The 23,292-nt window shown below is 61.9% G+C and carries 20 protein-coding genes and 1 pseudogene; 15 read left to right on the top strand and 6 right to left on the bottom strand.

What is annotated here, in order from left to right:
- Positions 1-189: 189 nt before the first annotated feature.
- Positions 190-3,015 carry an amino acid adenylation domain-containing protein gene (locus AC1Q6D_RS06330; RefSeq protein ID WP_103404827.1) on the bottom strand — a complete coding sequence of 942 codons (2,826 nt, stop codon included), beginning with the start codon at positions 3,013-3,015 and terminating at the stop codon, positions 190-192.
- Between the two features lie 68 nt (positions 3,016-3,083).
- Positions 3,084-3,956, bottom strand: coding sequence for a mechanosensitive ion channel family protein (locus tag AC1Q6D_RS06325; protein ID WP_103404828.1), 873 nt, complete (start codon positions 3,954-3,956; stop codon positions 3,084-3,086).
- Positions 3,957-4,617: 661 nt separating this feature from the next.
- On the opposite strand from AC1Q6D_RS06325, the gene AC1Q6D_RS06320 reads away from it, so the two are divergent.
- The 6 genes from AC1Q6D_RS06320 (at position 4,618) to AC1Q6D_RS06295 (ending at position 11,704) form a co-directional block, all read left to right on the top strand.
- Positions 4,618-5,745 (top strand): PAS domain-containing protein, encoded by a 1,128-nt coding sequence (locus tag AC1Q6D_RS06320; RefSeq protein WP_047527975.1) that lies wholly within the window; start codon positions 4,618-4,620, stop codon positions 5,743-5,745.
- Positions 5,742-7,166: a sigma-54 interaction domain-containing protein gene (locus AC1Q6D_RS06315; RefSeq protein WP_103404829.1), complete on the top strand. Its 1,425-nt coding sequence runs from the start codon at positions 5,742-5,744 to the stop codon at positions 7,164-7,166. The genes AC1Q6D_RS06320 and AC1Q6D_RS06315 overlap by 4 nt, the downstream gene beginning before the upstream one ends.
- Positions 7,167-7,436: 270 nt before the next feature.
- A complete protein-coding gene (locus AC1Q6D_RS06310) occupies positions 7,437-8,039 on the top strand; it encodes a dimethylamine monooxygenase subunit DmmA family protein (protein ID WP_047527973.1) in 603 nt (200 codons plus the stop codon).
- Entirely contained in the window at positions 8,036-9,004 is a 969-nt protein-coding gene (locus tag AC1Q6D_RS06305; protein WP_103404830.1) for a PDR/VanB family oxidoreductase, read from the top strand. Before AC1Q6D_RS06310 ends, AC1Q6D_RS06305 begins: the two co-directional genes overlap by 4 nt.
- 19 nt (positions 9,005-9,023) lie before the next feature.
- Positions 9,024-10,064, top strand: a complete 1,041-nt coding sequence (locus AC1Q6D_RS06300; RefSeq protein ID WP_047527969.1) for a heme-dependent oxidative N-demethylase family protein — start codon at positions 9,024-9,026, stop codon at positions 10,062-10,064.
- A gap of 107 nt (positions 10,065-10,171) precedes the next feature.
- On the top strand, positions 10,172-11,704 hold the full coding sequence (locus tag AC1Q6D_RS06295) for an APC family permease (RefSeq protein WP_103404831.1): 1,533 nt from the start codon (positions 10,172-10,174) through the stop codon (positions 11,702-11,704).
- Positions 11,705-11,800: 96 nt separating this feature from the next.
- On the opposite strand, the gene AC1Q6D_RS06290 is transcribed toward AC1Q6D_RS06295, so the two are convergent.
- On the bottom strand, positions 11,801-12,037 hold the full coding sequence (locus AC1Q6D_RS06290; RefSeq protein WP_047527965.1) for a hypothetical protein: 237 nt from the start codon (positions 12,035-12,037) through the stop codon (positions 11,801-11,803).
- 179 nt (positions 12,038-12,216) lie between these two features.
- On the opposite strand from AC1Q6D_RS06290, the gene AC1Q6D_RS06285 reads away from it, so the two are divergent.
- The 6 genes and pseudogenes from AC1Q6D_RS06285 to AC1Q6D_RS06260 form a co-directional block, all read left to right on the top strand.
- The gene (locus AC1Q6D_RS06285) at positions 12,217-13,980 is read left to right on the top strand and encodes an L-lactate permease (protein WP_103404832.1); all 1,764 of its coding nucleotides are present in this window, start codon (positions 12,217-12,219) and stop codon (positions 13,978-13,980) included.
- A gap of 78 nt (positions 13,981-14,058) precedes the next feature.
- Entirely contained in the window at positions 14,059-15,558 is a 1,500-nt protein-coding gene (glcD, locus tag AC1Q6D_RS06280; protein WP_103404833.1) for a glycolate oxidase subunit GlcD, read from the top strand.
- A complete protein-coding gene (gene glcE, locus AC1Q6D_RS06275) occupies positions 15,558-16,622 on the top strand; it encodes a glycolate oxidase subunit GlcE (RefSeq protein WP_103404834.1) in 1,065 nt (354 codons plus the stop codon). Before glcD ends, glcE begins: the two co-directional genes overlap by 1 nt.
- 3 nt (positions 16,623-16,625) lie before the next feature.
- Positions 16,626-17,843: a glycolate oxidase subunit GlcF gene (gene glcF / locus AC1Q6D_RS06270; RefSeq protein WP_103404835.1), complete on the top strand. Its 1,218-nt coding sequence runs from the start codon at positions 16,626-16,628 to the stop codon at positions 17,841-17,843.
- 18 nt (positions 17,844-17,861) lie between these two features.
- Positions 17,862-18,263, top strand: coding sequence for a heme-binding protein (locus AC1Q6D_RS06265; protein WP_103404836.1), 402 nt, complete (start codon positions 17,862-17,864; stop codon positions 18,261-18,263).
- A 219-nt stretch (positions 18,264-18,482) separates the two neighbouring features.
- A pseudogene (locus AC1Q6D_RS06260) lies at positions 18,483-18,596 on the top strand (YghX family hydrolase); the annotation flags it as partial.
- A gap of 48 nt (positions 18,597-18,644) precedes the next feature.
- Here the strand turns inward: AC1Q6D_RS06260 and AC1Q6D_RS06255 are convergent.
- The 3 genes from AC1Q6D_RS06255 to AC1Q6D_RS06245 all read right to left on the bottom strand — a co-directional run bounded on the left by AC1Q6D_RS06255 (position 18,645) and on the right by AC1Q6D_RS06245 (position 20,874).
- On the bottom strand, positions 18,645-19,010 hold the full coding sequence (locus AC1Q6D_RS06255; RefSeq protein WP_103404837.1) for a hypothetical protein: 366 nt from the start codon (positions 19,008-19,010) through the stop codon (positions 18,645-18,647).
- A gap of 143 nt (positions 19,011-19,153) precedes the next feature.
- Positions 19,154-19,807, bottom strand: a complete 654-nt coding sequence (locus AC1Q6D_RS06250; protein ID WP_103404838.1) for a peroxiredoxin — start codon at positions 19,805-19,807, stop codon at positions 19,154-19,156.
- Positions 19,808-19,929: 122 nt separating this feature from the next.
- Positions 19,930-20,874 (bottom strand): aldo/keto reductase, encoded by a 945-nt coding sequence (locus AC1Q6D_RS06245; protein ID WP_103404839.1) that lies wholly within the window; start codon positions 20,872-20,874, stop codon positions 19,930-19,932.
- A 95-nt stretch (positions 20,875-20,969) separates the two neighbouring features.
- Here AC1Q6D_RS06245 and AC1Q6D_RS06240 point away from each other — a divergent pair, with 95 nt between their 5' ends.
- From AC1Q6D_RS06240 to AC1Q6D_RS06230, 3 genes are all read left to right on the top strand, one after another.
- Complete coding sequence (locus AC1Q6D_RS06240) at positions 20,970-21,758, top strand: alpha/beta hydrolase (RefSeq protein ID WP_103404840.1); 789 nt, start codon at positions 20,970-20,972, stop codon at positions 21,756-21,758.
- Positions 21,759-21,867: 109 nt separating this feature from the next.
- Complete coding sequence (locus AC1Q6D_RS06235; protein ID WP_103404841.1) at positions 21,868-22,497, top strand: hypothetical protein; 630 nt, start codon at positions 21,868-21,870, stop codon at positions 22,495-22,497.
- A gap of 19 nt (positions 22,498-22,516) precedes the next feature.
- Positions 22,517-23,161, top strand: coding sequence for a helix-turn-helix transcriptional regulator (locus AC1Q6D_RS06230; RefSeq protein ID WP_103404842.1), 645 nt, complete (start codon positions 22,517-22,519; stop codon positions 23,159-23,161).
- Positions 23,162-23,292 lie beyond the last annotated feature (131 nt).

The raw sequence follows: 23,292 nt of genomic DNA, 5'->3' as shown, positions 1-23,292 counted from the left end.
GCTGCCACATTTATCCGTGCAACCACCGCTTTTCATCCAGAAAAGCCTGTGGAACGCCGAAAGACCCTTCCCTGCCAGAAGGTACCCATCATCCAGGCAACAGTTGACTCCGGTTAACGAAGCGCAACGGCATCAAGAACATGGAAATCAGGATAGCCGTGAAGTGGCGACCTGACGAAAACATCGGCGTCAGGCCACCCGCTCAATCTTTTGCGCACGGCGCTTCTTCTCGGCGCCGTTGAAGCGCATCAACACGATTCGCACGAACTTGTTCCAGGCGTAACCGACCACGATCCCGCCGACGATGGCGATTACCACGGCCAGTGCAGGGCTGTCATTGAGGCGACGGGCCACGGACTGGAACTGGAAGTGCGTCAGATAGATGTACAGCGTTGACGCCGCGATGGCGGCGAGCCCACGCGCGATGAGTCCTGGCACGGGCACCGAGCGGATCCAGATCACCGCGAGCACCGCCGGCACCGCCACATCGATGTATTCGCTCATGCCAACCGCAGGCAAGCCATGCCCGTAGAACTCCAGTAAATCTCGCCCGCCCACCACAATGACCGCCACCGCGCTGGCCATCCATTTGCGCCGGGTGGAGTCGGCATAGTGAATGGCCATGCCGAGCACCATGATCGCCAGGAAATGCTGCGGCACCCGGTTATCGAGCGCTGAAGCATCAAACACATACAGACTGATCAACAGATCAGCCACCGCCAACAGGCAGGACGCCATGAGCAAATAACGGAACGGATTGGAAAGGATGATTTGCCTGACGCGCTCGAACGACAACACTAGCCCGATAATCACAATCATCTGCAACAGCACTTCAACGTACCAATAGGTGAAGTAGCCGATGTCATTGGGGGCAAACCAGTTGGAAATCATCAACACGGACTGCCAGTGAAACCTGTCGAAAAGCAGCTGGGTCAACAACGTATACAGGACGGTGGGCACTGCGATAGTGGCCACGGACTTGACGAGCGTACTGGCGTTACCGCGTTCATTGATGGCTTGAAATTGAAACCTCGCCAGGCTGAGACCGGACACGACGAACAACACCGCCGTTTCGCCGAAGAACGCCCAATCCTTAAACAGTTGAAAATGCCCGACAACGATCATCACGATGGACATGACCCGCAGCAACACGGGAACTTCCATTGCCCGAACGGCCAGCCTCGACGGTCTGGCGGTATTGGCCAACTCACCCAGATCACGGACCGGCAGCATTTCCCATCGCTCGGGCAGATGCCCGATCAACCGCTCAAGGACCATTGACGCCTGGACGAACGACAGCGAATCGCCGCCCAGCTCCACGAACGACAGGTTGGCGTCGATATGCGGGACGTCGAGGATTGCAGACCAGGCGTCCGCCAGCTTGAGCCCGATCGGCGACAGATTCTGGTCCGAGCCCGGGGACGCCGCTTGCGTCGAAGCGCCCGCTGCAGTCAGCGCCCGCTTATCGATCTTGCCATTGGGCGTCAGTGGAATGGCGTCCAGAAACACGAACAACGCCGGCACCATGTAGTCGGGAAGTGCCTTGCTGACATGCTCGCGCAATTGAACCGACGAAACAGGCTGGGTTGAAACGCAATAGGCCACCAGCCTCACGCTGGAACGGTCATTCGCCGCCAGCACAACGCACTGCTTGATTCGAGGATGGCGCGAAATGGCGCCCTCGATTTCAGTCAGTTCGATTCGGTGCCCGCGAATCTTGACCTGACTGTCACCCCGCCCCAGAAACATGACACTGCCATCCGGAAGGTAGGTGCCGAGGTCGCCGGTCTTGTAGCAAATGTCATCCGGGAGACGGGTAAAGGGATTGACCACAAAACTATCCCGGGTCTTCGCCGCGTCGCCCCAGTAACCCAATGACAGATAGGGGCTGCGAATCAGGATTTCCCCCACTTCTCCAATGCCGGCCAACTGACTGGCGTCATTCACGACCAGCAGTTGTGCCCCGTCTATGCCTTTGCCCAGCGGTATCCGCGAATTGTCGGCGGCGGGATCGAGCGGGTGAAACGCCATGGCCTGTGGCGTTTCCGTCGTACCGTAGAAGTTCACGCTCTTTGCATCGGGCGCAATGACGCGCATCTGTTCGTACAAGGTATCGCTCAGGGCGTCGCCACCCCAAAACAGGTAGCGCAAATCGTTGAATCGGGTTCCATTGATCTTTGCGCCTGCTTCAATGAGCTTGCCCAGGGGCGGCGTCAGGTGAATGACCGAAATGGCATGTTCATGCAGCCATGTGGCCAGGGCCGATGGATCGATAACCAGCGACTGTGCCGGAATGACCACTTTCGCGCCGATGGACAGCGGCGTGAAGACGTCCCTGTAGACGGGGTCATGACCCAGTCCGGACAACAGGGAAAAGCAATCATTTTCGGATAGCGAATGATGCCGGGTATGCCACTCGATGAAATGAACCAGCGGCGCATGGTGGGTGACAATCCCCTTCGGTTCACCGGTACTGCCCGATGTGAAGGTGATGTAGGCCGGATGAGCCGGGTCGACTTCAGGCAAATCCACGGGAGCGATGGCAAACGCTTGCAGGGATTCGTCCGGCGATTCGGGAATCTGCAGCACTTGCGGATGAGCAGTCCCCTGCCCCGGTTGTTCAGGCCCTGGATCGAAGGTCGCCCCGCCGCAAAGCAGCACAAACGAGGGTTGCAGGATGCGAATGATCTGGTCGATGCGCGCAGCGGGATAGGCCATGTCGGCGACACTGAACGTCAACCCGGCCCGCGAGGCGCCGAGCATGGCGTAGACCAGGCCCGCGCAGCGATTGGAAACGATGACCACCCGGTCTGACTCGCGGGCGCCCTTTTCGATCAGAAAGCCGGCAATGCCCCGGCTTATGCGCTCAAGTTGATGATAACTGCACGATGCATCGTGGGAGATGACAGCGGTAGCATCGGGTGTACGGTTCGCGTGTTGCAAGAAATCCATGAATATCGGACGTTCGACACAATATTCCAGGGTCAGCGTTGGGTTGGGGCGAACATCCTGCATTTATTGATCCTGCTCCGCATGAAGTCGATTGCGACCCGGTACCCATGACCGCAATCGAACTGACGCCGTCATTCCTTGGTCAGTGCTCCGGGCAAGGTAGCGCCCTGCTGGAAAATCACCGTTTGCGCCGGCATCGGTGCCGGGAAGCCCGCCTCGCCGAGGGCATCCTTGATGGTGCGATTGGTGTCGAAATACACCTGCCAATAGTACTCATTGTGGCAATAAGGACGCACCGCCAACACGGGCCCTACCAAATTGAACTCCAGGATCTCCACATCCACCGCCGGCTCGGCGAGCACGTTGGGGAGGGTCGCGATTTTCTCCTTGAGCAAGGCCGCCGCCGCCTTCCAGTCGGCGGCGCCGGACAGCTGTGCCTTGAGTTCAACACGGCGGAACGGATTGTGGGTGAAATTCTGGATGTTGTCGCTGAAGATCTTGTTGTTGCCCACCAGGGTCAGCACGTTGTCCGGGGTATTGATCGCCGTGGCGAACAGGCCGATCTCGGTGACCGTGCCTGTTACCCCACCAGCGCAGATGAAATCGCCCACCTTGAACGGGCGCAGGACAATGATGAAGGCACCAGCCGCCAGGTTGGCCAACAACCCCGACCAGGCCATGCCGATCGCCAGGCCGACCGCGGCGAGCAGCGCGGCGAAGGTGGTGGTCTGCATGCCGAGGTAACCGAGGATGCCGATCACCAGGATGATGTTCAGCGTCACCGTGATCGCCGAGCCCACATAGCGCAACACAGTCGGGTCGACCTTCTGCTTGCCCAGGGCCTTTTGCACCATATGGACGGCAAAGCCGATCAGCCAGCGCCCGACGATCCAGAACGCGATAGCGGTGAGAATCTTGACCGCGAAAGCAGCGCCGTAGGCCTGAACGATGGCGATGAGGGCGTTGAACTTGGCAGTGGTGACATTAACGATAGTCTCGTCCATGGGGGAGCTCGCAAATGAGGGTTGACCTCAAGACGCTAGCACAGCCGGCGAGCCCTGCCAGTCGAATTGCGTTACCTATGCCTGGCTCCTGCAGGAATGCGCGAACGGCATTAAAAAGCCCGCTCAAGGCGGGCTTCGAAGGTTAAGTAGGTGGCCAGCGCTGGTCTCTGGCTTACAAGGTTTATCAGGCCTCCCACAGAACAGTCATGTAACCATGATGCAACTAAACACTGTCCTGCTTCACACGGCATAAGGGCTGGATCTCAGCGCGGAGATCTTTCTAACCGTGTACCCTTCGGAGCGCGCCCCACGCCTCCTCGCTAACCGCTTGCGCATCAGTCTGCGTTTTCACCTACAACTTCAGATTAGCAAAGCACTCAGGCAATGGGTGGCCGTTTTTAGACCGATTTCATCCTGGGAAACACGTGGCTGGATGGAAAAATGCTATCGCCCTCACCGCTCCAGCGATCAGCCGCGACAGGGTCATTCATCGGGTAGCGTGTCCGGCCCGGCAAAGTGCTGTAAATATACATGAACTGCTGCATTATCACAGCACTCAGCCAGACAGGCCTTCGTAAACATCAATGTTTATAAGCGTTTCGATTGGCATGCAATGTGCCCTATCCAAATACTCAAACGCCAATATCGAGCCGATCCATCCATGGATATCCTGAATTTGCTGGCCAAGAAAGCCCAGCCCCTCGCAAGCACCGTCAGCGCCGACGGGCAACTGCTCAACCTGTCCGCCAGCCTGAGCGATCAATTGGGCTATGCACTGGAGGAACTGCTGGCGCAACCGATCGAACGCATTTTCAGCGTCGAGTCGGTGCGTGCCTTGCAGTCGCTGTTCGCCAACCCGCCTGCCGACGAACTCATCCCGAGCCTGGAGCTCACCTTGATTCGCCACAATGGCGGCCTGCTGCACGTGATCGCCAGTGGCCTGCTGGAATGGCGGACCGTGCAACCGGCGCGCCTGCACCTGGTGAAAATCCCCCTCGGATCGCTGGGCCACCGGCTGCGGGAAATGCACAACGCCAACGAAGTGATGAGCCAGATGCTGCAGAGCGCAAAGGTGGCGTACTGGTGCATCGAATTCGCCGAAGCGGTGAACATCAACAATACCCCGGACGAAATTGTCCGCCAGGTCTTTGAAAACGACTCCCACTGGCGCCTGTGCAACCGCGCCATGGCCGATGTCTACGAGATGCCGTCGGATGTCGATTTCAATCAGCAGCCCGTCCGCCTGTACTGGCCTCGCAGCCCGGCCAACGAAGCATTCGTGCGGCGCTTGATCGAGGCCGGGTTCAGCGTCGACTGCGCCCTCTCGGTGGACCGTCGCCACGATGGCTCGCCGGCCTACGTTGAAAACGATGTGCGGGCAACCATCATCAACGGGCAACTGCTGCGGATGTGGGGCAGCATTCGCGACGTCAGCCAGGAATTGCGCATGCAGCACGACGCCGAGCAGCGCATCGAAGCGTTGCGCCGGGTGTTCGATGCCGTGCCCGACGCCGTGTTGGTGATCGATGAACACCTGCAGCCGCAGTGGCGCAATGCGGCGTTCGAAGACACGTTCGGCATCACCCATGGCGCCGGGATCGCACAGTTGCTGCTGGACATGGCCTTGCCCGAACGCACCTGGCACAGCCTGCCGCTACCTGATTTGCATGGGCGCGACCGGAATTTCAATGTGCACTGCTCGCGCATCCTGGTCCGTGAGGGCGTGGCGTGGCGGGTGGCGGTGTTTCGCGAATGCCAGGGGCGTCGCGTCCAGGATTTGCATCCATGAAGGACTCGAACCTGCCGCCCTCGTTGCAGATGGGCATGCGCTCTTCGGTCAATGCCAGCAGTGAAGTGCTGGGTGCCTTGCTGGAAACCCCGGCACTGCACGCTTTGCTCGACAGCTTCAGCGAAGCACTGATCGTCACTGACGGCGAAGGTCGGGTGCGCTTTCTCAACCTCGCCGCCGAGCGGGTCAACCGCTTGTCGAAACAGCAAGCCATCGGGTTGTCCGAGCGCGATTTCTTCCAGCGCTCGGCCCTGAATTACGACGACTTGCTGGCTGCGCTCAATCGCGGAGGCAACAGCGCCCTGACCCGTTCCCGGGAAGGCCGCGTGCTGCTCAGCAGCACCCATGCCATCCCCACCGGGGCCTACGAAAAACCGTTCCGGATGCTGACCCAGAAAGACTTCGACGGCAGCCAGCCGCAACGGCGGGCATCACTCGGCAATCGACCGGCGGAACCGCAAGGCCTGCGCGACCCGCAGGACAACGCCCTGCACCTCTCGCCTCAACTGTCGAGCATCGCCGACACCGGCGTGCGCGCGTTCCGCCGGCGCGCGCGACTGTTGCTCCTGGGTGAGCCCGGCGTCGGCAAGACGGCCATTGCCCGACACATTCACCGTGCGGCCGGCTGGGGTGATCGACCGTTCATTCATGTCAACTGCGGGAGCATTCCCGAGAGCCTGTTCGAGTCGGAGATGTTCGGCTACGAGCGCGGCGCTTTTACCGGTGCGCTGCAGGGCGGCAAGCAAGGCTACATCGAGGCGGCCTCCGGGGGGACGCTGTTCCTCGACGAGATCGGCGAGATCCCCTTGCATGTACAGGCCAAGTTGCTGAAGTTTCTCGAAGACAGCACCATTCAATCGGTCGGCTCGCCCCTGAGCAAAACCGTGCAAGTGCAAGTGATTGCGGCCACCAACAAGGATCTGCGCCACTTGGTGAGCACCGGTGAATTTCGTGCCGATCTTTACTATCGCCTGGCCGTGCTGCCGGTGGAAATCCCGCCACTGCGCCAGCATCGCGATGACCTGCCGTTTCTCATCGACATCCTGCTCAGCCGCATCAACGGTGATCGCGAGCCTTCCCTGAGCCTGTCGGCCGGTTGCCGCAAGCGTCTGATGAGCTATGACTTCCCGGGCAATATTCGCGAACTGGTCAACATCTTCGAACGCCTGGCGGTTCTCGCCGACGACGAGGCGCAAGAGCATCATTTGCCCGCGGAGCTGCTGCAAGCGCAACGACTGAAGCCCTCCGTCGTTCAGGGCGCCACCGATCAGAGCGCCGAGCAGAACCTCAAACTTCAGGTCCAGCAGTTCGAACGCCAGGTCATCCTCGAGGCGGTGGAACTGTGCGGCAGCAAACGCAAGGCGGCGCAGTATCTGGGCATCGATATCGGTACGTTGATTCGCAAATTGCAGCGTGACTGATGCCTTGATTCCCGCAACACACAACCCTGTGGGTGCACGCTCACGCCTGCAGGGGGTGATGTGGCTTCCCGCCTGAATGCTGCAAAAATGCCTACACCCATCGTTATTTTTACCCCAAAGCCATCCTCGACAAACAATAAAACCCTTTAATTTCAATAACTTGAATAACTGGCACGCCCTGTGCTCCTGCTATCGCAACCCACCGTCGTTGGGCGTTGCATCACAGCCGGCTTTCATCAGCCGAGCCGATAGTCAGGAGAAAAAACAAGAATGCTGATCACCGGGATCAAAAGCCGACCGGTCTATGACCAGTTGCAACCGCTGCCGGGCGGTACGCGGCACATCATTGCGGGGCAAGGCAGTGGCGGGCGCGCCATGTTGCGCCTGCTCGACGAAATGGCCGGCCTGGACCGGCCCATCACCTTGCTGTATTCCCGCGAATCCTTTTCCGGGCAGGACTTTGTCGCTCAATTGCAGGAGCATCCAGGCCATCAATTGAAGCTGTACGCCAGCAACCAGGCGTTGATCGATGACCTGAACGACCTGCTCTTCGATGCGCGCATGGGCACCCGTCTGTACCTCGCCGGGTCGGAAAGCTTCCTGGGCAGCGCCATGCAAGTGGCCACCCGCTACGACCTCAATCGCGATGAAGTGCTGCGCGAACATTCCGGCACGCTGGTGCGCCGGGTCTGGTGCGTGCACTGCGACACCTATACCGAAAACGTCACCCAACGTGTCTACGACTGCCCCGGTTGCGGCCTGACGCTGGTGGTGCGCGATCACTATTCCCGGCGGCTGGCAGCGTTTCAGGCGGTCAAGGCCGATGCCGAAGTACCGGGCGAACTGCCGCCCGCCGAGGAGCTCGACACATGAGCCAGAACACTGGGACTTTAAATCTGCGCGTGGCCCGAATCGAATCGGTGACCCCGGAAATCAAGCGCTTCACCCTGGTCTCACCGACCGGCGAGCACTTGCCGGCGTTCTCCGGTGGCAGCCATGTGGTGGTGCTGATCGCCAACGACCGCAACACCTTGCGCAACCCTTACTCGCTGCTGAGCTCGCCCTACGACACCAGCAGCTACCAGATTGCCGTACGTCGCGTGCAAAGCGGTCGCGGCGGCTCGGTGGCCCTGCACGACAGCGTCAATGAAGGCGATCTGATCGAAGTCACGCCGCCGGTCAATCTGTTTCCGCTGATCAAACAGGCACGCCTGCATCTGTTCATTGCTGGCGGCGTCGGCATCACCCCGGTGATTTCCCAACTGGAGGAGTTGCGCCTGAGCAAGGTGCCGTTCGAGCTGCACTACGCGGTGCGCGGCGAAGAACATGCGCAACTTGGCAAAGAGCTGCAGGCGACCTACGGCGACAAGGTTCACCTGTATCGCAAGGGCATCGAAGCGCGCATGGACATCGGCCGGGTCCTGGCCGATCGCCCGCTCGGCAGTCACGTGTACGCCTGCGGCCCGGACAGCATGATCGATGCCACCCTGGCCTGCGCCCGCGAATTGGGCTGGACCGACAGCCACGTGCACTTCGAACGTTTCCTGGAGCAAAGCAGCGGCGGCGAAGCCTTCAGTTTCACCCTCGGCCGCAGTGGCGCGACCATCGAGGTCTCGCCCGACCAGACCATGCTCGAAGCCGTGGAAGCCGCCGGTTACAGCATGCCTTACCTGTGCCGTGGCGGCGCCTGTGGCCACTGCGAAACCGAAGTGCTGGAGCTCGACGGCGAGCTGCTGCACACCGATGACTGGCTGTCCGACGAGGACAAAACCAGCGGCAAGAAAATCATGCCCTGCGTGTCCCGCGCCAAATGCAATCGCCTGGTCATCGACCTCTGATCGACGGAGAAAAAAAACAATGAACATCCCATTCAATCCCGACGAAACCTACCGCGACGACTACACCTTCGCCAACAGCCCGGAATGCATCGCCCGCGCGCCCTTCCCGTTTCCCGATGACAATTACATGTACTCGATGAACCTCGAGCCCCATGTCTCGGTGGGAGACGGTGCCTTCCGCGCCGCGTTCGATATCGACGAGCATTACATCAGCGAATGCCGCGACCGGGCGATCACCCTGGAGAAAGACCCGGGCATGCACTATGTCTCGGCGCCGCACATGATGGAGGCGCAATGGGATTTGCTCGAGCTGATCATGGAATCCTACGCCCGGGACTACCCGCAGTACTTCAGCCTGGAGCGTGAAGGCCGCCAGTGGCACTGGACCAACCGCTTGCTGGACATTGACGACCGCTTCACCTTCGGTGACCCGGCCACCCTGCCCTACGAGCCGATGGAGTACGTGACCCGCCAGGCCCAGGGCGACTGGGTGTTGCAAGAGGAGCGCGACGGCACACTGTACTGGGGGGCGGGCATCGCCACCCAGCGCGCCGACTATTCGCTGCGATTCAACCTCGGCATGAGCTGGGAAGAATTCCACGGCCCGGTGCCGCTGGTGAAAGAAATCGGCATGCTCGACCGTGCGCTGAAGTTCCTGCTGCGCCTGCGCACCGGGCATCCGGTGCGGCGTCTGAACTGGTCGCTGACGGTCAACCCGCGCCTCGAGGTCTCGGCCGAAAGCCTGCCGGAATGGGCACCGGACCGGACCATCGTGACCGCGGAAAATGCCGGCAAACTGGTTTACCTGCGCATTGAGTTGCAACCGCTGCATCGCCTGCCGCGCAGCAACGCCATCGTCTTCCCGATCCGCACCTACCTGCTCAGCCTCGAAGACATCGCCACCAACCCGGCCTGGGCCCGGCGCATGCACCGGGTGCTGCGCGACCTGGATCAGCAACTGGTCGACTACAAGGGCTTCAGCCGTTATCGCGATGCGGCGGTGCAGTGGTTGTCGCAATACGACGACGGGCGCGACAGCGAAGTGACAAAGCAGGCTTAAGAAAAATAACGCCTTTATCCCTGCAGGAGCGAGCTCGCTCCTGCAAGGGAGCCGTGGCGAAACAAAGGTCAGAACCCAATCACTGCCATTGATAATGAGGAAATAACATGAGTGGCTCACCTAACGCGCGTGCAAGCGTCAGCGACGACCAGGATGCGGAACAGCTCCGCGCCCTCGGCTACAGTTCGGATTTCAATCGCAGCATGAGCCTGTGGGAGAACTTCTCCCTGGGCTTTACCTACCTGTCGCCGGTCGTCGGCGTCTATACCCTGTTCGGTTTGTGCCTGGCCGCCGGCGGCCCGCCGATGTTCTGGTCTTACTTGTTGATCGGCGCCGGGCAGATGCTGGTGTGCCTGATCTTCGGTGAAGTGGTATCGCAATTCCCGATTTCCGGCGGCGTGTACCCTTGGGCCCGCCGGCTGGTGGGCAAGCGCTGGGCGTGGATGGTCGGCTGGGTGTATGCCTGGGCCTTGTGCGCGACCATCGCCGGGGTCGCGGTGGGTGCCGGGCCTTATCTGGCGATCATGCTCGGCTTCAAGCCCGGTCCCGAGTCCAACATCCTCATCGCCCTGGCGATCATCCTGCTCTCCACGGCGCTGAATCTGGTGGGCACCAAACTGTTGGCGCGGGTGGCGATGTTCGGCTTTCTGTGCGAGTTGGTCGGCGCGATTCTGGTCGGCGGCTACCTGCTGATCTTCGAACGTCACCAGCCGCTCAGCGTGCTGTTCAACACCTTCAACCTTGAGGTGAATGGTTCATACCTGCCGGCATTCCTCGCGGCGTCCCTGGCCGGTCTGTTCCAGTACTACGGTTTCGAGGCCTGCGGCGATGTCGCCGAAGAAACGCCGAACCCGGGCAAGCGCATTCCCAAAGCCATGCGCATGACCATCTATATCGGTGGTGCGGCGGCGATGTTTGCCTGCCTGGCGCTGATTCTCTCGGTGCCGGACATGGCCAAGGTCCTGGCCGGTGAAGACACCGACCCGGTCGCCACCATCCTGGCCAATGCCTTCGGCCCGGTCGGTTCCCGCCTGGTCATGGCCGTGGTCATGGTGTCGTTCATCTCCTGCGTGTTGAGCCTGCAAGCGGCGGCCAGCCGGTTGCTGTTCGCCTATGCCCGCGACGAAATGATCGTCGGCAGTTCGCTGTTCAAGCGCCTGTCGGCCAACCATGTGCCGTCGTTCGCCCTGCTGGTCAGTGGCCTGGTGCCGGCAGCGATTGTCTGCCTGGGCATGTTCATGGCCGATGCCGTGGCCACCATCGTCGGCTTCGCCGCGATTGGTATCTACGTGGCCTTCCAGTTGATCGTGGTCGCTGCGTTGATCGCCCGGGCCAAGGGCTGGCGTCCGAACGGTCAATTCACCCTCGGCGCCTGGGGCTTGTGGGTGAACCTGGCTGCGCTGGTCTACGGCGTGTGCGCCATCGTCAACATGGTCTGGCCGCGCTCGCCAGATGCCGCGTGGTACATCAACTACTCGATGATCCTGACCACGCTGGTGGTGATGGGCGCCGGGCTGGTCTACATGCTGCTGGGCAAACCTTATGACAAGGGCACGGCGCCGGCGGGTGACGCGTGGAAGTTCTCCAAACCCAAGGCCAAAGCGACGGGAGTGACCGGCGCAACGCTGCAACAGCCTTGAGGCCACCGACCCTCTACGACCTGTAACCGACCCGTAGGAGCTGGCTTGCCCGCTCCTACGGGTTTTGTGCCCTGCGCAATGGTGCGGCACCCACCTCTACAACGTCCTCTGACTGTTGCCGATGCCCTTGGCAATATCGATGCCCCAATCCATCGCCGCTTCCATGTCCAGCATGTGCGGCTTGGGATCAGGGTTCTCTTCAATGACCGTGCCGTCCGGCCGGTAAACACCGATGAACATCCCCAGCGAGCCGTCCCTGAGGATTTCGGCCTTGACCTCGATGCTGCATCCATTCGACAGCGTTTCCTTGTGAATCAGATGGCGCTCAGTCATTGCGGCATTCCTCTCCGTACTGGATGTGGACCCTATCCGCCATGCTAGCTCAGCCACGACAAATAGCGCTGATCCACAGGACCGGAGGCTCCCCCTGACAGCGGCGTAATGCCTCCTATACTGAAAGCCACCTCCCCTCAGGGGTCTGCTCTTCCAACAATAAAAAGCAGAGGTGGAACATGGTCTGGCAGCAAGTCTACGATCCGTTCAATAACCCGGTGCTTTCAACCCTCATGGCGGCCGTGCCGGTGGTGGTGATGTTGGCCTCCCTGGCGTTTTTTCACGTCAAGGCGCACCTGGCGGCGCTGCTTGCCCTCACCTCCGCCTTGCTGATCGCGATCTTCGCATTTGGCATGCCCGCCAACATGGCCGGGTCGGCCGCGTTGTACGGTGCCGCCAATGGTCTGCTGCCGATTGGCTGGATCGTGCTGAACATCATCTTCCTGCACCGGCTGACCACCGAAAACGGCTCGTTCAAAGTGCTGCAGGATTCCCTGGCGAGAATCACCGACGACCGCCGCCTGCAACTGTTGCTGATCGCCTTCTGCTTCGGCGCGTTCTTCGAGGGGGCGGCCGGTTTCGGCACGCCGGTGGCGGTGACCGGGGCGATTCTGATCGGCCTGGGCTTCTCACCGCTGGCGGCCTCTGGCCTGGCGTTGATCGCCAACACCGCGCCGGTGGCCTTCGGTGCCCTCGGCACGCCGATCATCACCCTGGCCAAGGTCACCGGGCTGGATGAAATGGAGCTGTCGATGATGGTCGGCCGGCAACTGCCGTTCTTCTCGGTGATCGTGCCGTTCTGGCTGATCTGGGCCTTCGCCGGTTGGCGCAAGATGCTGGAAATCTGGCCGGCGATCCTGGTGGCCGGGGTCACCTTTGCCGTGCCGCAGTTCCTGGTGTCCAACTATCACGGGCCCATGCTGGTGGATGTGATCGCCGCGCTGATTTCCATGGCCTGCCTGACCGCTTTCCTCAAGGTCTGGAAACCGGCCACGGTGCACACCTCTGCTGCCCTGTCCGGACGGGTCGACAACTCGAAAATCGATACCGAACACGAGACCAAACCCGAGCCGACCGCGACCTTTGCCAGCGATGCCAAGCCAGCGGTGATGCGCGCGTGGATGCCGTGGATCATCCTGACCCTCTTCGTCTTCGCCTGGGGCACCCAGGGCTTCAAGAACCTGTTCGACACGCGCCCGGCGATCGATCCGGCCACCCATTCGGCCAAGCTCGACCCACAGGGCAAACCGTTGTCTGAAGCCAATCCGATATTCGCGCCGGTCCTGACCTTTACCACCATCCACCAGCAGATCGAGAAGGTGCCGCCGGTGGTGCCGGCACCGAAAACCGAGGACGCGGTGTACAAGTTCACCTGGTTCACCGCCACCGGCAGCGGCATCCTGCTCTCGGCGATTCTCGGCGGATTGCTGATGGGTTACAGCATCCCGCAGCTGATCAGCCAGTACCTGCGAACGCTGTGGGTGGTGCGCTATTCGCTGATCACCATCACCGCCATGCTCGCCCTGGGCTTTCTCACGCGCTATTCGGGCCTGGACGCCACCATGGGCCTGGCGTTCGCCGCGACGGGGATTTTCTACCCGATGTTCGGCACCCTGCTCGGCTGGCTCGGCGTCGCCCTGACCGGCTCGGACACCGCCTCCAACGTGCTGTTCGGCGGCTTGCAACGGGTCACGTCCGAGCAACTGGGGCTCAGCCCGGTATTGATGGCCGCCGCCAACAGCTCCGGCGGGGTCATGGGCAAGATGGTCGATGCCCAGTCGATCGTGGTCGCCTCCACCGCCACCCGCTGGTACGGCCATGAAGGGGAAATCCTGCGCTACGTGTTCTTCCACTCGATCGTCCTGGCGATCCTGGTCGGCGGGCTGGTGACATTGCAGGCTTATGTGGCGCCGTTCAGCCATATGGTGGTGGGCGGCCATTGATCGCCCAAGGCCCTGGCCAGCCTCGAAATGCCCGGGCATCGTCCGGGCTTTTCATGAAGGGAGTATCGTAAAGCGACCATGAACATTCTCTACGATGAACGCGTCGATGGCGTGCTGCCGGACGTGGACAAGGCCGGGTTGTTGCAGGCGCTGCACACGCAGTGGCCGGGCCTGGAAGTGCTGCATCAGCAGGAAGAACTCAAGCCGTACGAGTGCGACGGGCTCTCGGCCTACCGTACGACGCCGATGCTGGTGGTGTTGCCCCGTGACATCGCGCAGGTCCAGGGCGTGCTGCGCCTGTGTCATGAGCGTCAGGTGCCGGTGGTCGCCCGCGGTGCCGGCACCGGTTTGTCCGGTGGCGCGCTGCCGCTGGAAAAAGGGGTGCTGCTGGTGATGGCGCGCTTCAATCAGATCCTGCACATCGACCCCGCCGCGCGCACCGCGCGGGTCCAGCCCGGCGTGCGCAACCTGGCCATTTCCCAGGCCGCCGCCCCCTACGGCCTGTACTACGCGCCCGACCCTTCCTCGCAAATCGCCTGTTCCATTGGCGGTAACGTTGCCGAAAACGCAGGCGGCGTGCATTGCCTGAAGTACGGCCTGACCGTGCACAACGTGCTGAAGGTCGACATCCTTACCGTCGACGGCGAATACCTGAGCCTGGGCTCGAACGCCCTGGACTCCCCCGGTCTTGATCTGCTGGCGTTGTTCACCGGCTCCGAAGGCATGCTCGGGGTGATCACCGAAGTCACGGTCAAACTGCTGCCCAAACCCCAAACCGCGAAAGTGCTGCTGGCGGCCTTCGATTCCGTTGAGAAAGCCGGCCACGCCGTCGGCGACATCATTGCCGCCGGCATCATTCCCGGTGGCCTGGAAATGATGGACAACCTGGCCATCCGCGCCGCCGAGGATTTTATCCACGCCGGCTACCCGGTCGACGCCCAGGCCATTCTGCTGTGCGAACTCGACGGCGTTGAGGCCGATGTCCATGACGACTGCCTGCGCGTACGCCAAGTGCTGGAACAAGCCGGCGCCACCGAAGTACGCCAGGCCAGGGACGAGGCCGAGCGCGTGCGTTTCTGGGCCGGGCGCAAGAACGCCTTCCCGGCGGTGGGCCGTCTGTCTCCGGATTACTACTGCATGGACGGCACGATTCCGCGCCGCGCGTTGCCCGGCGTATTGCACGCCATCGCCGCACTGTCGGCGGAATACGGCCTGCGGGTGGCCAACGTGTTTCATGCAGGCGACGGCAACATGCATCCGCTGATCCTGTTCGACGCCAATCAACCGGGCGAACTCGACCGCGCCGAGGCACTGGGTGGCAGGATTCTGGAACTGTGCGTGAAGGTCGGCGGCAGCATCACCGGGGAACACGGTGTCGGCCGCGAGAAAATCAATCAGATGTGCGCGCAATTCAACAGTGATGAACTGACCCTGTTTCACGCAATCAAGGCGGCGTTCGACCCCAGCGGCCTACTCAACCCCGGCAAGAATATTCCGACCCTGCACCGCTGCGCCGAGTTCGGCGCCATGCACGTGCACGCCGGACAGGTGCCCTTCCCAGACCTGGAGCGTTTCTGATGCACGGCATCGGCGATTGCGACGACAGCAGCCTGCTGCTCGAACAGGTCAATCAGGCGCTGCAAAACGCCACGCCCCTGCGCATCCAGGGCTCCAACAGCAAGGGATTCCTGGGACGGGTGACCGCGGGTGAAATACTCGACACCCGTTCGCACCGGGGCATCGTCAGCTATGACCCGACCGAACTGGTGATCACCGCTCGTTGCGGCACGCCGTTGGCCGAGCTGTCGCAAGCACTGGACGCCGCGCAGCAGATGCTGGCGTGCGAACCGCCCGCCTTTGGCGATGGCGCCACCGTAGGCGGCATGATTGCCTGTGGCCTGTCGGGACCGCGTCGCCCCTGGTCGGGATCGGTGAGGGATTTCGTGCTCGGCACCCGGGTGATCACCGGCCACGGCAAGCATTTGCGCTTTGGCGGCGAAGTCATGAAAAACGTCGCCGGCTACGACCTGTCACGCCTGATGGCCGGCAGCTACGGCACCCTGGGGGTGATCACCGAAGTCTCGCTCAAGGTCCTGCCCAAACCCCGAAAGGCCTTGAGCATCAGCCTGGAAATGGACAGCGAACGCGCCCTGTTGCGCCTGGCTGAATGGGGCCAGCAACCCTTGCCGATCAGTGCTGCGTGCCATGACGGCCAGTGCCTGCACCTGCGGCTCGAGGGCGGTGAAGGATCGGTGGCGGCGGCCCACGACCGCTTGGGCGGCGAGTTGCTGGACGCCTCTTACTGGGCCGAACTCAATGAGCAGCGCTTGAGTTTCTTCGACGAAGACCAGCCCCTGTGGCGCCTGTCGCTGCCGAACAACACGCCGAAACTGTCGTTGCCCGGCCGCCAGTTGATCGACTGGGGCGGCGCACAGCGCTGGCTCAAGTCCGACGCCGAGGCGGCGTTCATTCGCCAGGTCGTCGATGAGGTCGACGGCCATGTCACCTGCTACAGCCACGGGCTCACCGACAGCCCGTTCCAGCCGCTGCCCTCTGCGCTGATGCGCCTGCATCAGAGCCTCAAGCAGCAACTCGATCCCCGGGGCATCTTCAACCCCGGTCGCCTGTATGCGGAGCTTTGAGCCATGCAGACCACATTGAGCGACAGCGCCCGCCAACTGCCCCGTGCCGAGGAAGCCGACAGTATCCTGCGCACCTGCGTGCACTGCGGCTTCTGCAATGCCACCTGCCCGACCTATCAACTGCTTGGCGATGAACTGGATGGTCCACGGGGGCGCATCTACCTGATCAAACAGGTGCTGGAGGGCAACGAGGTCACGCAAAAGACCCAGCAACACCTGGACCGTTGCCTGTCATGCCGCAACTGCGAAACCACCTGCCCGTCCGGGGTCGACTACCACAACCTGCTGGACATCGGCCGCGCCGTGGTCGACGCGGCGGTGCCGCGCCCGGTCGGCCAGCGCTTGCTGCGCGAAGGTTTGCGCACGCTGGTGCCGCATGCGGAGCTGTTCAAGGGACTGGTCAGCGGCGGCCAGGTGTTTCGCGCGCTGCTGCCCGGCACACTGCAAAGCAAGCTGCCGCGCAGCGCGCCGCCAGGCAAAGCGCGCCCCACCACCTGCCATGCCCGGCAGGTGCTGATGCTCGAAGGCTGCGTACAGCCGGGTCTTGCGCCCAACACCAACGCGGCCGCCGCGCGGGTTCTGGATCGATTGGGGATCAGCGTCACGCCGAGCCGCGAGGCCGGGTGCTGCGGCGCCGTGGACTATCACCTGGACGCCCAGGCCGCTGGCTTGGATCGCGCCCGCCACAACATCGACGCCTGGTGGCCGAGCATCGAAAAAGGCGCCGAGGCCATCGTGCAAACCGCCAGCGGCTGCGGTGCCTTCATCAAGGACTATGGCCATCTGCTGCGCAGCGACCCGGCCTATGCCGAGAAGGCCAGAACCGTCAGCGCGCTGGCCAAGGACCTGATCGAAGTGTTGCGTGACGAACCCCTTGAGCAACTCGGCATACACAGTGTCCAACGCCTGGCGTTCCATTGCCCGTGCACGTTGCAGCACGCGCAAAAACTCGGCGGTGCGGTGGAAGCGCTGCTGACACGCCTGGGTTTCAATTTGACGACCGTGCCCGACGGCCACTTGTGCTGCGGCTCGGCGGGCACGTACTCGCTGACCCAACCGGAGCTGGCGCGGCAACTGCGCGACAACAAGATGAATGCATTGGAAAGCGGCTATCCCGAGGTGATCGTCACTGCCAATATCGGCTGTCAGTCGCACCTTGATGGCGCCGGTCGAACCCCGGTCCGGCACTGGATCGAACTGGTCGAAGCCGCCCTGCCTTAACGAGCCCAGGAGAACCCCATGAAAAGCAAAGCCATGCTGAGTCAGGCCGAAGTCGGCCAGATCCTCGCTGCCGCCCGGCAGGAGGCGCAAAACAACCAATGGCCAGTGACCATTGCCGTGGTCGATGACGGCGGCCATCCACTGGCCCTCGAACGCCTTGATGGCGCCTCGCCCATCAGCGCCTACATCGCCACCGAAAAGGCCCGCACCTCGGCCTTGGGCCGGCGCGAGTCCAAGGGCTATGAAGACATGGTCAACGGCGGGCGCCATGCCTTCCTGTCGGCCCCCTTACTGACGTCCCTGGAAGGCGGCGTGCCGATCATCGTCGACGACCAGGTGATTGGCGCGGTCGGGGTGTCCGGGGTCAAGGCCGAGCAGGATGCGCAGGTAGCGAAGGTCGGGGCGCGGTGCCTGAAATGAACACGCTACCTTCGCCGCGCACATTGTGGGAGCGGGCTTGCCCGCGATGATGGCGGCAAATCCGACATCCACGTATCAGACATACCGCTATCGCGGGCAAGCCCGCTCCCACAGGGTTCGCGTCTCCTGCCATGGCCATGTTTTCCGCCTCATTAAGTTCGTTCCCACCAGCAGGCCCCACCGGGATCGTGTTCAATTAGACGAAAAGGAAGCGCATCGATGACCCGCCTCAGCGCGAAAGACTTTGCCCCGCCATTGCTGGAGCTCTATGACGACTACGCCCACGGCCTGATCAATCACCGCGAGTTTCTCGACCGCGCCGCGTTGTTCACCCTCGCCACAGGTTACTGATTGCTCGCTCTATCTCTTGAATGAACAGCATTACGGGTAAGTCAGGGTCACCACGTAATTGCCCGAGGTCAGCGCCCGTCCATTGCCGTCCACCAAGGCGTACTGCTGACGGAGCACACCCCCCTCTTCCCTGTTTTCGCCGATCAGCTTGACCTGGGCGGTCGAACCGTCGATTGAGCGCACTGATTGCAGTGGCTGCACTTTGTGGGCACTGCTGTCCTGGCCGGCAGTCTTGGCAGGACAGCCATGCAGGGCGAACCCTTCAGCCGACGTCGAAACCGGGCAAGGCGATTCCACAATGGCCCCACGCAAAGCGATAACGCCTGGCGAGGCGAAACAGGTTCCACTCAGGCTGACCAGCAGCCCCATTGCGATAGAAATACGCAGACGACTCATCTTCACGCTCCCTTCGAAAAAGCTCATGTCCTTGACGCTGTATCGACCGGATAGCGGATTTCTGAAGAACGTGGGGAGGAAGGTCGTACCGACCATCGGTCACCCCGAAGACCCGCTTCGGGATGACCGTGCTGCCGAAGTGGTTACTTCGGTTGCGCCACGGTGCGCAAATAAGGCTTCAGGGTCTTGAAGCCGTCGGGGTATTTCTTCTTCGCATCCTCGTCGGAGACCGATGTCGGGATGATCACGTCTTCACCCGGACGCCAGTTCACCGGGGTGGCCACGGTGTGTTTGGCATTGAGTTGCAGCGAGTCGAGCAGGCGCAGCACTTCGTCGAAATTGCGCCCGGCGCTCATCGGGTAGATCAGCATGGCCTTGACCTTCTTGTCCGGGCCGACAATGAACACTGACCGCACCGTGGCGTTGTCCACCGCCGTGCGCGAACCGCCGCTGGCGTTCGGGTGGATCATGTCGTAGAGCTTGGCCACCACCAGGTTTTCGTCACCGATCAGCGGATAGTTGACGGCAGTGCCCTGGGTTTCCTCGATGTCACCGACCCACTTGTTGTGGTCGCTGACCGGGTCGATGCTCAGTCCGAGGACTTTGGTATTGCGCTTGTCGAATTCCGGCTTGAGCTTGGCCAGGTAGCCCAGTTCGGTGGTGCAGACCGGGGTGAAATCCTTCGGATGGGAAAACAGGATGGCCCAGCCATTGCCAATCCATTGGTGGAAGTTGATCGTGCCTTCAGTGGTTTCGGCGGTGAAATCCGGTGCTTCGTCGCCAATGCGGATGGACATTTTCGAACTCCTTGCAGTGTTGGATGGAGAAGCCGTCAGAGGGCCAACTGCGGTTCCAACGGCACGGGGAAGACGGTTGACGCGAACAGTATAGGAGAGCTTCCAGAGCGTGCCGCCCGCCGCTACTCCACCAATGCTATCAACTGATGACGCTGCGCATCGGTGAGCGTCGGACCAAAACCGGCTCCGGCATTTTCCGCCATGTAGCGCGGATTGCCGGTACCGGGGATGACGCAGGTCACCGCCGAATGGGACAACAGAAACTTCAGCGCCAGTTGCGGCCAGCTCTTGGCCCCGACTTGGGCGGCCCAGCCAGGCAACGGTCTGCCTTTGAGACGCTCGAGCAGGCCCCCGCCACCGAACGGCCGATTGCAGATCACCGCCACGCCCCGTTCGCGACACAACGGCAGGATGCGCTTCTCGACGCCGCGATCGCCCAGCGTGTAATTAATCTGCAAGAAATCCAGTGGCTCGTTTTTCAGTACGGCCTCCACTTCGTCATACGCCGACGGGGTGTAATGGGTGATACCGATGTAACGAATACGCCCTTGTTCCTTCCAGTGCCGCAAGGTCGGCAAGTGGATTTGCCAATCCAGCAGGTTGTGAATCTGCATCAGGTCGATGCAATCGGTCTGCAATAACGCAAACGACCGCTCCATCTGCGCAATGCCCTCTTCGCGGCCACGGGTCCACACCTTGGTCGCCAGAAATGCCGGCGAGCGCGGCTCATGGATCGACAGCAACTCGCCGGTCGTCTGCTCCGCACGACCGTACATCGGCGAGCTGTCGATCAGCGTCCCGCCCTTCTCGAACAGCGCGCGCAGCACCGCGGGCAATTGCTTGTAGGCGGCATCGGCGGGGGCCACGTCAAAGCCGCGATAAGTGCCCAACCCAACGATAGGCAATGGTTCGGCGCTGGACGGAATGGCGCGGGTCTGCATGGTCTTGCCTCCTGTTGCGGTCGACGGCGTTGATGGCGCGGCGGCCGGACCGAACGTGAAGACCGCCGAGGCACCGGCAGCCAGCGTGAGTATGGTTCTGCGGGTGAACCCCTCTGGATGCTGCATGAGCATGACCTCGGCAGACGGTCGGCGTGCCCCGCTGGCGATTGACTACACTCTGGCAGCGATCCAGCGTAGCCGTGTTCACCCCCGAGCCATCAATGTCGTCCACTAACGTTAGCCGAATGTCACGCAACCTGATGCTGCTTATCGTCGCCCTGGCCGCGTTGTACCTGATGCTCTGCGGGGCGCTGTATGTGTTTCAACGCGCGCTGATCTACTACCCGCAACCCCGTGCCGTCGGGACTGCCGCCTCAGTGCTCACCCTGCCCGTGGGCGACGCGCAGTTGCAGGTCTCCGTCCGGGCCCACGACGGCCCTAACGCAATGATCTATTTTGGTGGAAACGCCGAGGACGTCTCGCGCAACCTGCCAGAGTTCAGCCAGGCCTTCCCCGACTATGCCCTGTATTTGCTGCACTACCGAGGCTACGGCGGCAGCACTGGCTCGCCCTCGGAAGAGGCCATTGCCCGCGACGCCCTGGCCTTGTTCGACAAAGTGCAGGCCAGCCATGGGCATGTCGCGGTGGTCGGTCGCAGCCTCGGTTCGGGGGTGGCCGTGCGTCTGGCCAGCCAACGCCCGGCGGCACGTTTGGTGTTGATCACGCCTTACAACAGCCTTGAGGGCCTCGCCGCCCGGCAGTTCCGCTGGTTTCCGGTGAAGTGGCTGCTCAAGGACAAATTCGAGTCCTGGCGCTATGCCGCACGCATCACGGTGCCGACGCGGCTGATCGCGGCCGAGCATGACGAAGTGGTACCAGGCTCAAGCACGCGGCTGCTATGCAGCCATTTCGCCCGGGGCGTGGCTTCGCTGCAGGTAATTGCAGGCACGGGACATAACTCGATCAGCGACAGCCCGGCGTATCTGAAGGCGTTGGGGGATGGTTTGTAGCGACAGGCAGCGCGACCGTTGATCCGAGATTTCGTCACCGCCCAATAAAAACATATTTTTATGCCTATATTGATATTGTCGAACGTTCCCACCACACGAGGGTGCCGTCATGAATATCAAAATCCTGGCTCTGATCCTGCTGGCTTTCTGCGCGCAACCGGCCTGGAGCCAAACGCCTGTCGCCTCTGCCGCTACTGCCGACAGCCCCGCGCTGACCACGCGCCTGGCCCTGCGCGACCTCTGGGTCGAGCATGTTTTCTGGATCAGGAACTACGCGCTCGCCAATCAGGCCGCCGACCACGCACAAGCCAAAATCGCGGCTGACCAGGTCGTCGATAACGCGAGCAAAATCGCCAACAGCATCGCCCCGCTCTATGGCCAGCCAGCAGCCGATCAACTGCTCAAGCTGCTTGCCGGTCATTGGGGCGCGGTGAAACACTACAGCGACGCCACGGTGGGCAAAGACACCAAGGGCAAGCAGGCCGCCGTTGCCGAGTTGACCAGCAATGCCAAGGCCATCGCAGCGTTCCTGGCGTCGGCCAACCCCAATCTGCCCGAGGCCACGCTGGTGAATATGCTGTCTGCCCATGGCGGGCACCACATCGCCCAGATCGATGAGTTCGCCGCTCACGATTACGCCGGCGAAGCGCGTACCTGGCAGATGATGCGCAGCCATATCCTGGCGTTGGCCGACGCGTTGACCGCCGCACTGGTCAAGCAATTCCCCGACAAGTTCTGACACCGCGCGAGGACACACCATGCTGGAAGGACTGGGCCGAACACAGCAGGACCTGCTCAATGCGCTGCTGCACCATGGGGGCGGCATGAGCATTGACGAGTTGGCCGAGCATCTGGCGGTCACCCGCACGGCGATTCGCCAACACCTGGCGGCGCTGGAACGTGACGGCCTGGTGCTGCGCGGCGCCACCCGCCCGACGGGACGGCGCCCCGAGCAGCTGTATCGACTCACCGACTATGCCAGGGAGCAATTCCCCCGCCAGTATCAGATGCTGGCCAGCGTACTGATCGATGAAGTGGCCGACCTCATCGGCCCCGAGGCTCTGGCTGCGTTGATGCGCAGCCTGGGCCACAAACTGGCCCGGGACCGTGAACAGCACGTGGTTGAAGAATCAACGATCGTGCAGCACATGAACCAGGCGGGTTATGAAGCCGAGGTGTTTTTTCGCTCATCCGGCGAACCGGAAATCGTCGCGCATAACTGCGTGTTCCACCGTTTGGCCGCCGCACATCCTGTGGTTTGCGAGCTGGACCTGGCCTTGATCGGGGCACTGGGCGGTGGTGAAGTCGAACACAGCGAATGCATGGTCCGGGGCGGTCATGTCTGCCGCTTCAAGCTTCGGCCGACCGGGGCTGCGCAGAACGCCGATCCCCAGGCCGTCTGAACCCCGTACAGGCAAAAAAACATCATCCGCTACGTCCGTCGGATGCTCCTCCCCATCCGCCAAAATGCCCGCCCGCCCCGTGAACCAAGTCCCGGGGCGCCAGTCTTAGAGCGGCGCCAAATCCTCCTCTC

The organism is Pseudomonas sp. MT92 (assembly GCF_058792515.1).
Note: the sequence above shows the minus strand (reverse complement) of the source record. Positions and strands in the feature narration are given on the sequence as shown.

Bases quoted from the DNA above. Each gene is read 5' to 3' on its own strand.
- AC1Q6D_RS06330 (WP_103404827.1), bottom strand. From the start codon at position 3,015: ATGCAGGATGTTCGCCCCAACCCAACGCTGACCCTGGAATATTGTGTC.
- AC1Q6D_RS06325 (WP_103404828.1), bottom strand. From the start codon at position 3,956: ATGGACGAGACTATCGTTAATGTCACCACTGCCAAGTTCAACGCCCTC.
- AC1Q6D_RS06320 (WP_047527975.1), top strand. From the start codon at position 4,618: ATGGATATCCTGAATTTGCTGGCCAAGAAAGCCCAGCCCCTCGCAAGC.
- AC1Q6D_RS06315 (WP_103404829.1), top strand. From the start codon at position 5,742: ATGAAGGACTCGAACCTGCCGCCCTCGTTGCAGATGGGCATGCGCTCT.
- AC1Q6D_RS06310 (WP_047527973.1), top strand. From the start codon at position 7,437: ATGCTGATCACCGGGATCAAAAGCCGACCGGTCTATGACCAGTTGCAA.
- AC1Q6D_RS06305 (WP_103404830.1), top strand. From the start codon at position 8,036: ATGAGCCAGAACACTGGGACTTTAAATCTGCGCGTGGCCCGAATCGAA.
- AC1Q6D_RS06300 (WP_047527969.1), top strand. From the start codon at position 9,024: ATGAACATCCCATTCAATCCCGACGAAACCTACCGCGACGACTACACC.
- AC1Q6D_RS06295 (WP_103404831.1), top strand. From the start codon at position 10,172: ATGAGTGGCTCACCTAACGCGCGTGCAAGCGTCAGCGACGACCAGGAT.
- AC1Q6D_RS06290 (WP_047527965.1), bottom strand. From the start codon at position 12,037: ATGACTGAGCGCCATCTGATTCACAAGGAAACGCTGTCGAATGGATGC.
- AC1Q6D_RS06285 (WP_103404832.1), top strand. From the start codon at position 12,217: ATGGTCTGGCAGCAAGTCTACGATCCGTTCAATAACCCGGTGCTTTCA.
- glcD (WP_103404833.1), top strand. From the start codon at position 14,059: ATGAACATTCTCTACGATGAACGCGTCGATGGCGTGCTGCCGGACGTG.
- glcE (WP_103404834.1), top strand. From the start codon at position 15,558: ATGCACGGCATCGGCGATTGCGACGACAGCAGCCTGCTGCTCGAACAG.
- glcF (WP_103404835.1), top strand. From the start codon at position 16,626: ATGCAGACCACATTGAGCGACAGCGCCCGCCAACTGCCCCGTGCCGAG.
- AC1Q6D_RS06265 (WP_103404836.1), top strand. From the start codon at position 17,862: ATGAAAAGCAAAGCCATGCTGAGTCAGGCCGAAGTCGGCCAGATCCTC.
- AC1Q6D_RS06255 (WP_103404837.1), bottom strand. From the start codon at position 19,010: ATGAGTCGTCTGCGTATTTCTATCGCAATGGGGCTGCTGGTCAGCCTG.
- AC1Q6D_RS06250 (WP_103404838.1), bottom strand. From the start codon at position 19,807: ATGTCCATCCGCATTGGCGACGAAGCACCGGATTTCACCGCCGAAACC.
- AC1Q6D_RS06245 (WP_103404839.1), bottom strand. From the start codon at position 20,874: ATGCAGCATCCAGAGGGGTTCACCCGCAGAACCATACTCACGCTGGCT.
- AC1Q6D_RS06240 (WP_103404840.1), top strand. From the start codon at position 20,970: ATGTCGTCCACTAACGTTAGCCGAATGTCACGCAACCTGATGCTGCTT.
- AC1Q6D_RS06235 (WP_103404841.1), top strand. From the start codon at position 21,868: ATGAATATCAAAATCCTGGCTCTGATCCTGCTGGCTTTCTGCGCGCAA.
- AC1Q6D_RS06230 (WP_103404842.1), top strand. From the start codon at position 22,517: ATGCTGGAAGGACTGGGCCGAACACAGCAGGACCTGCTCAATGCGCTG.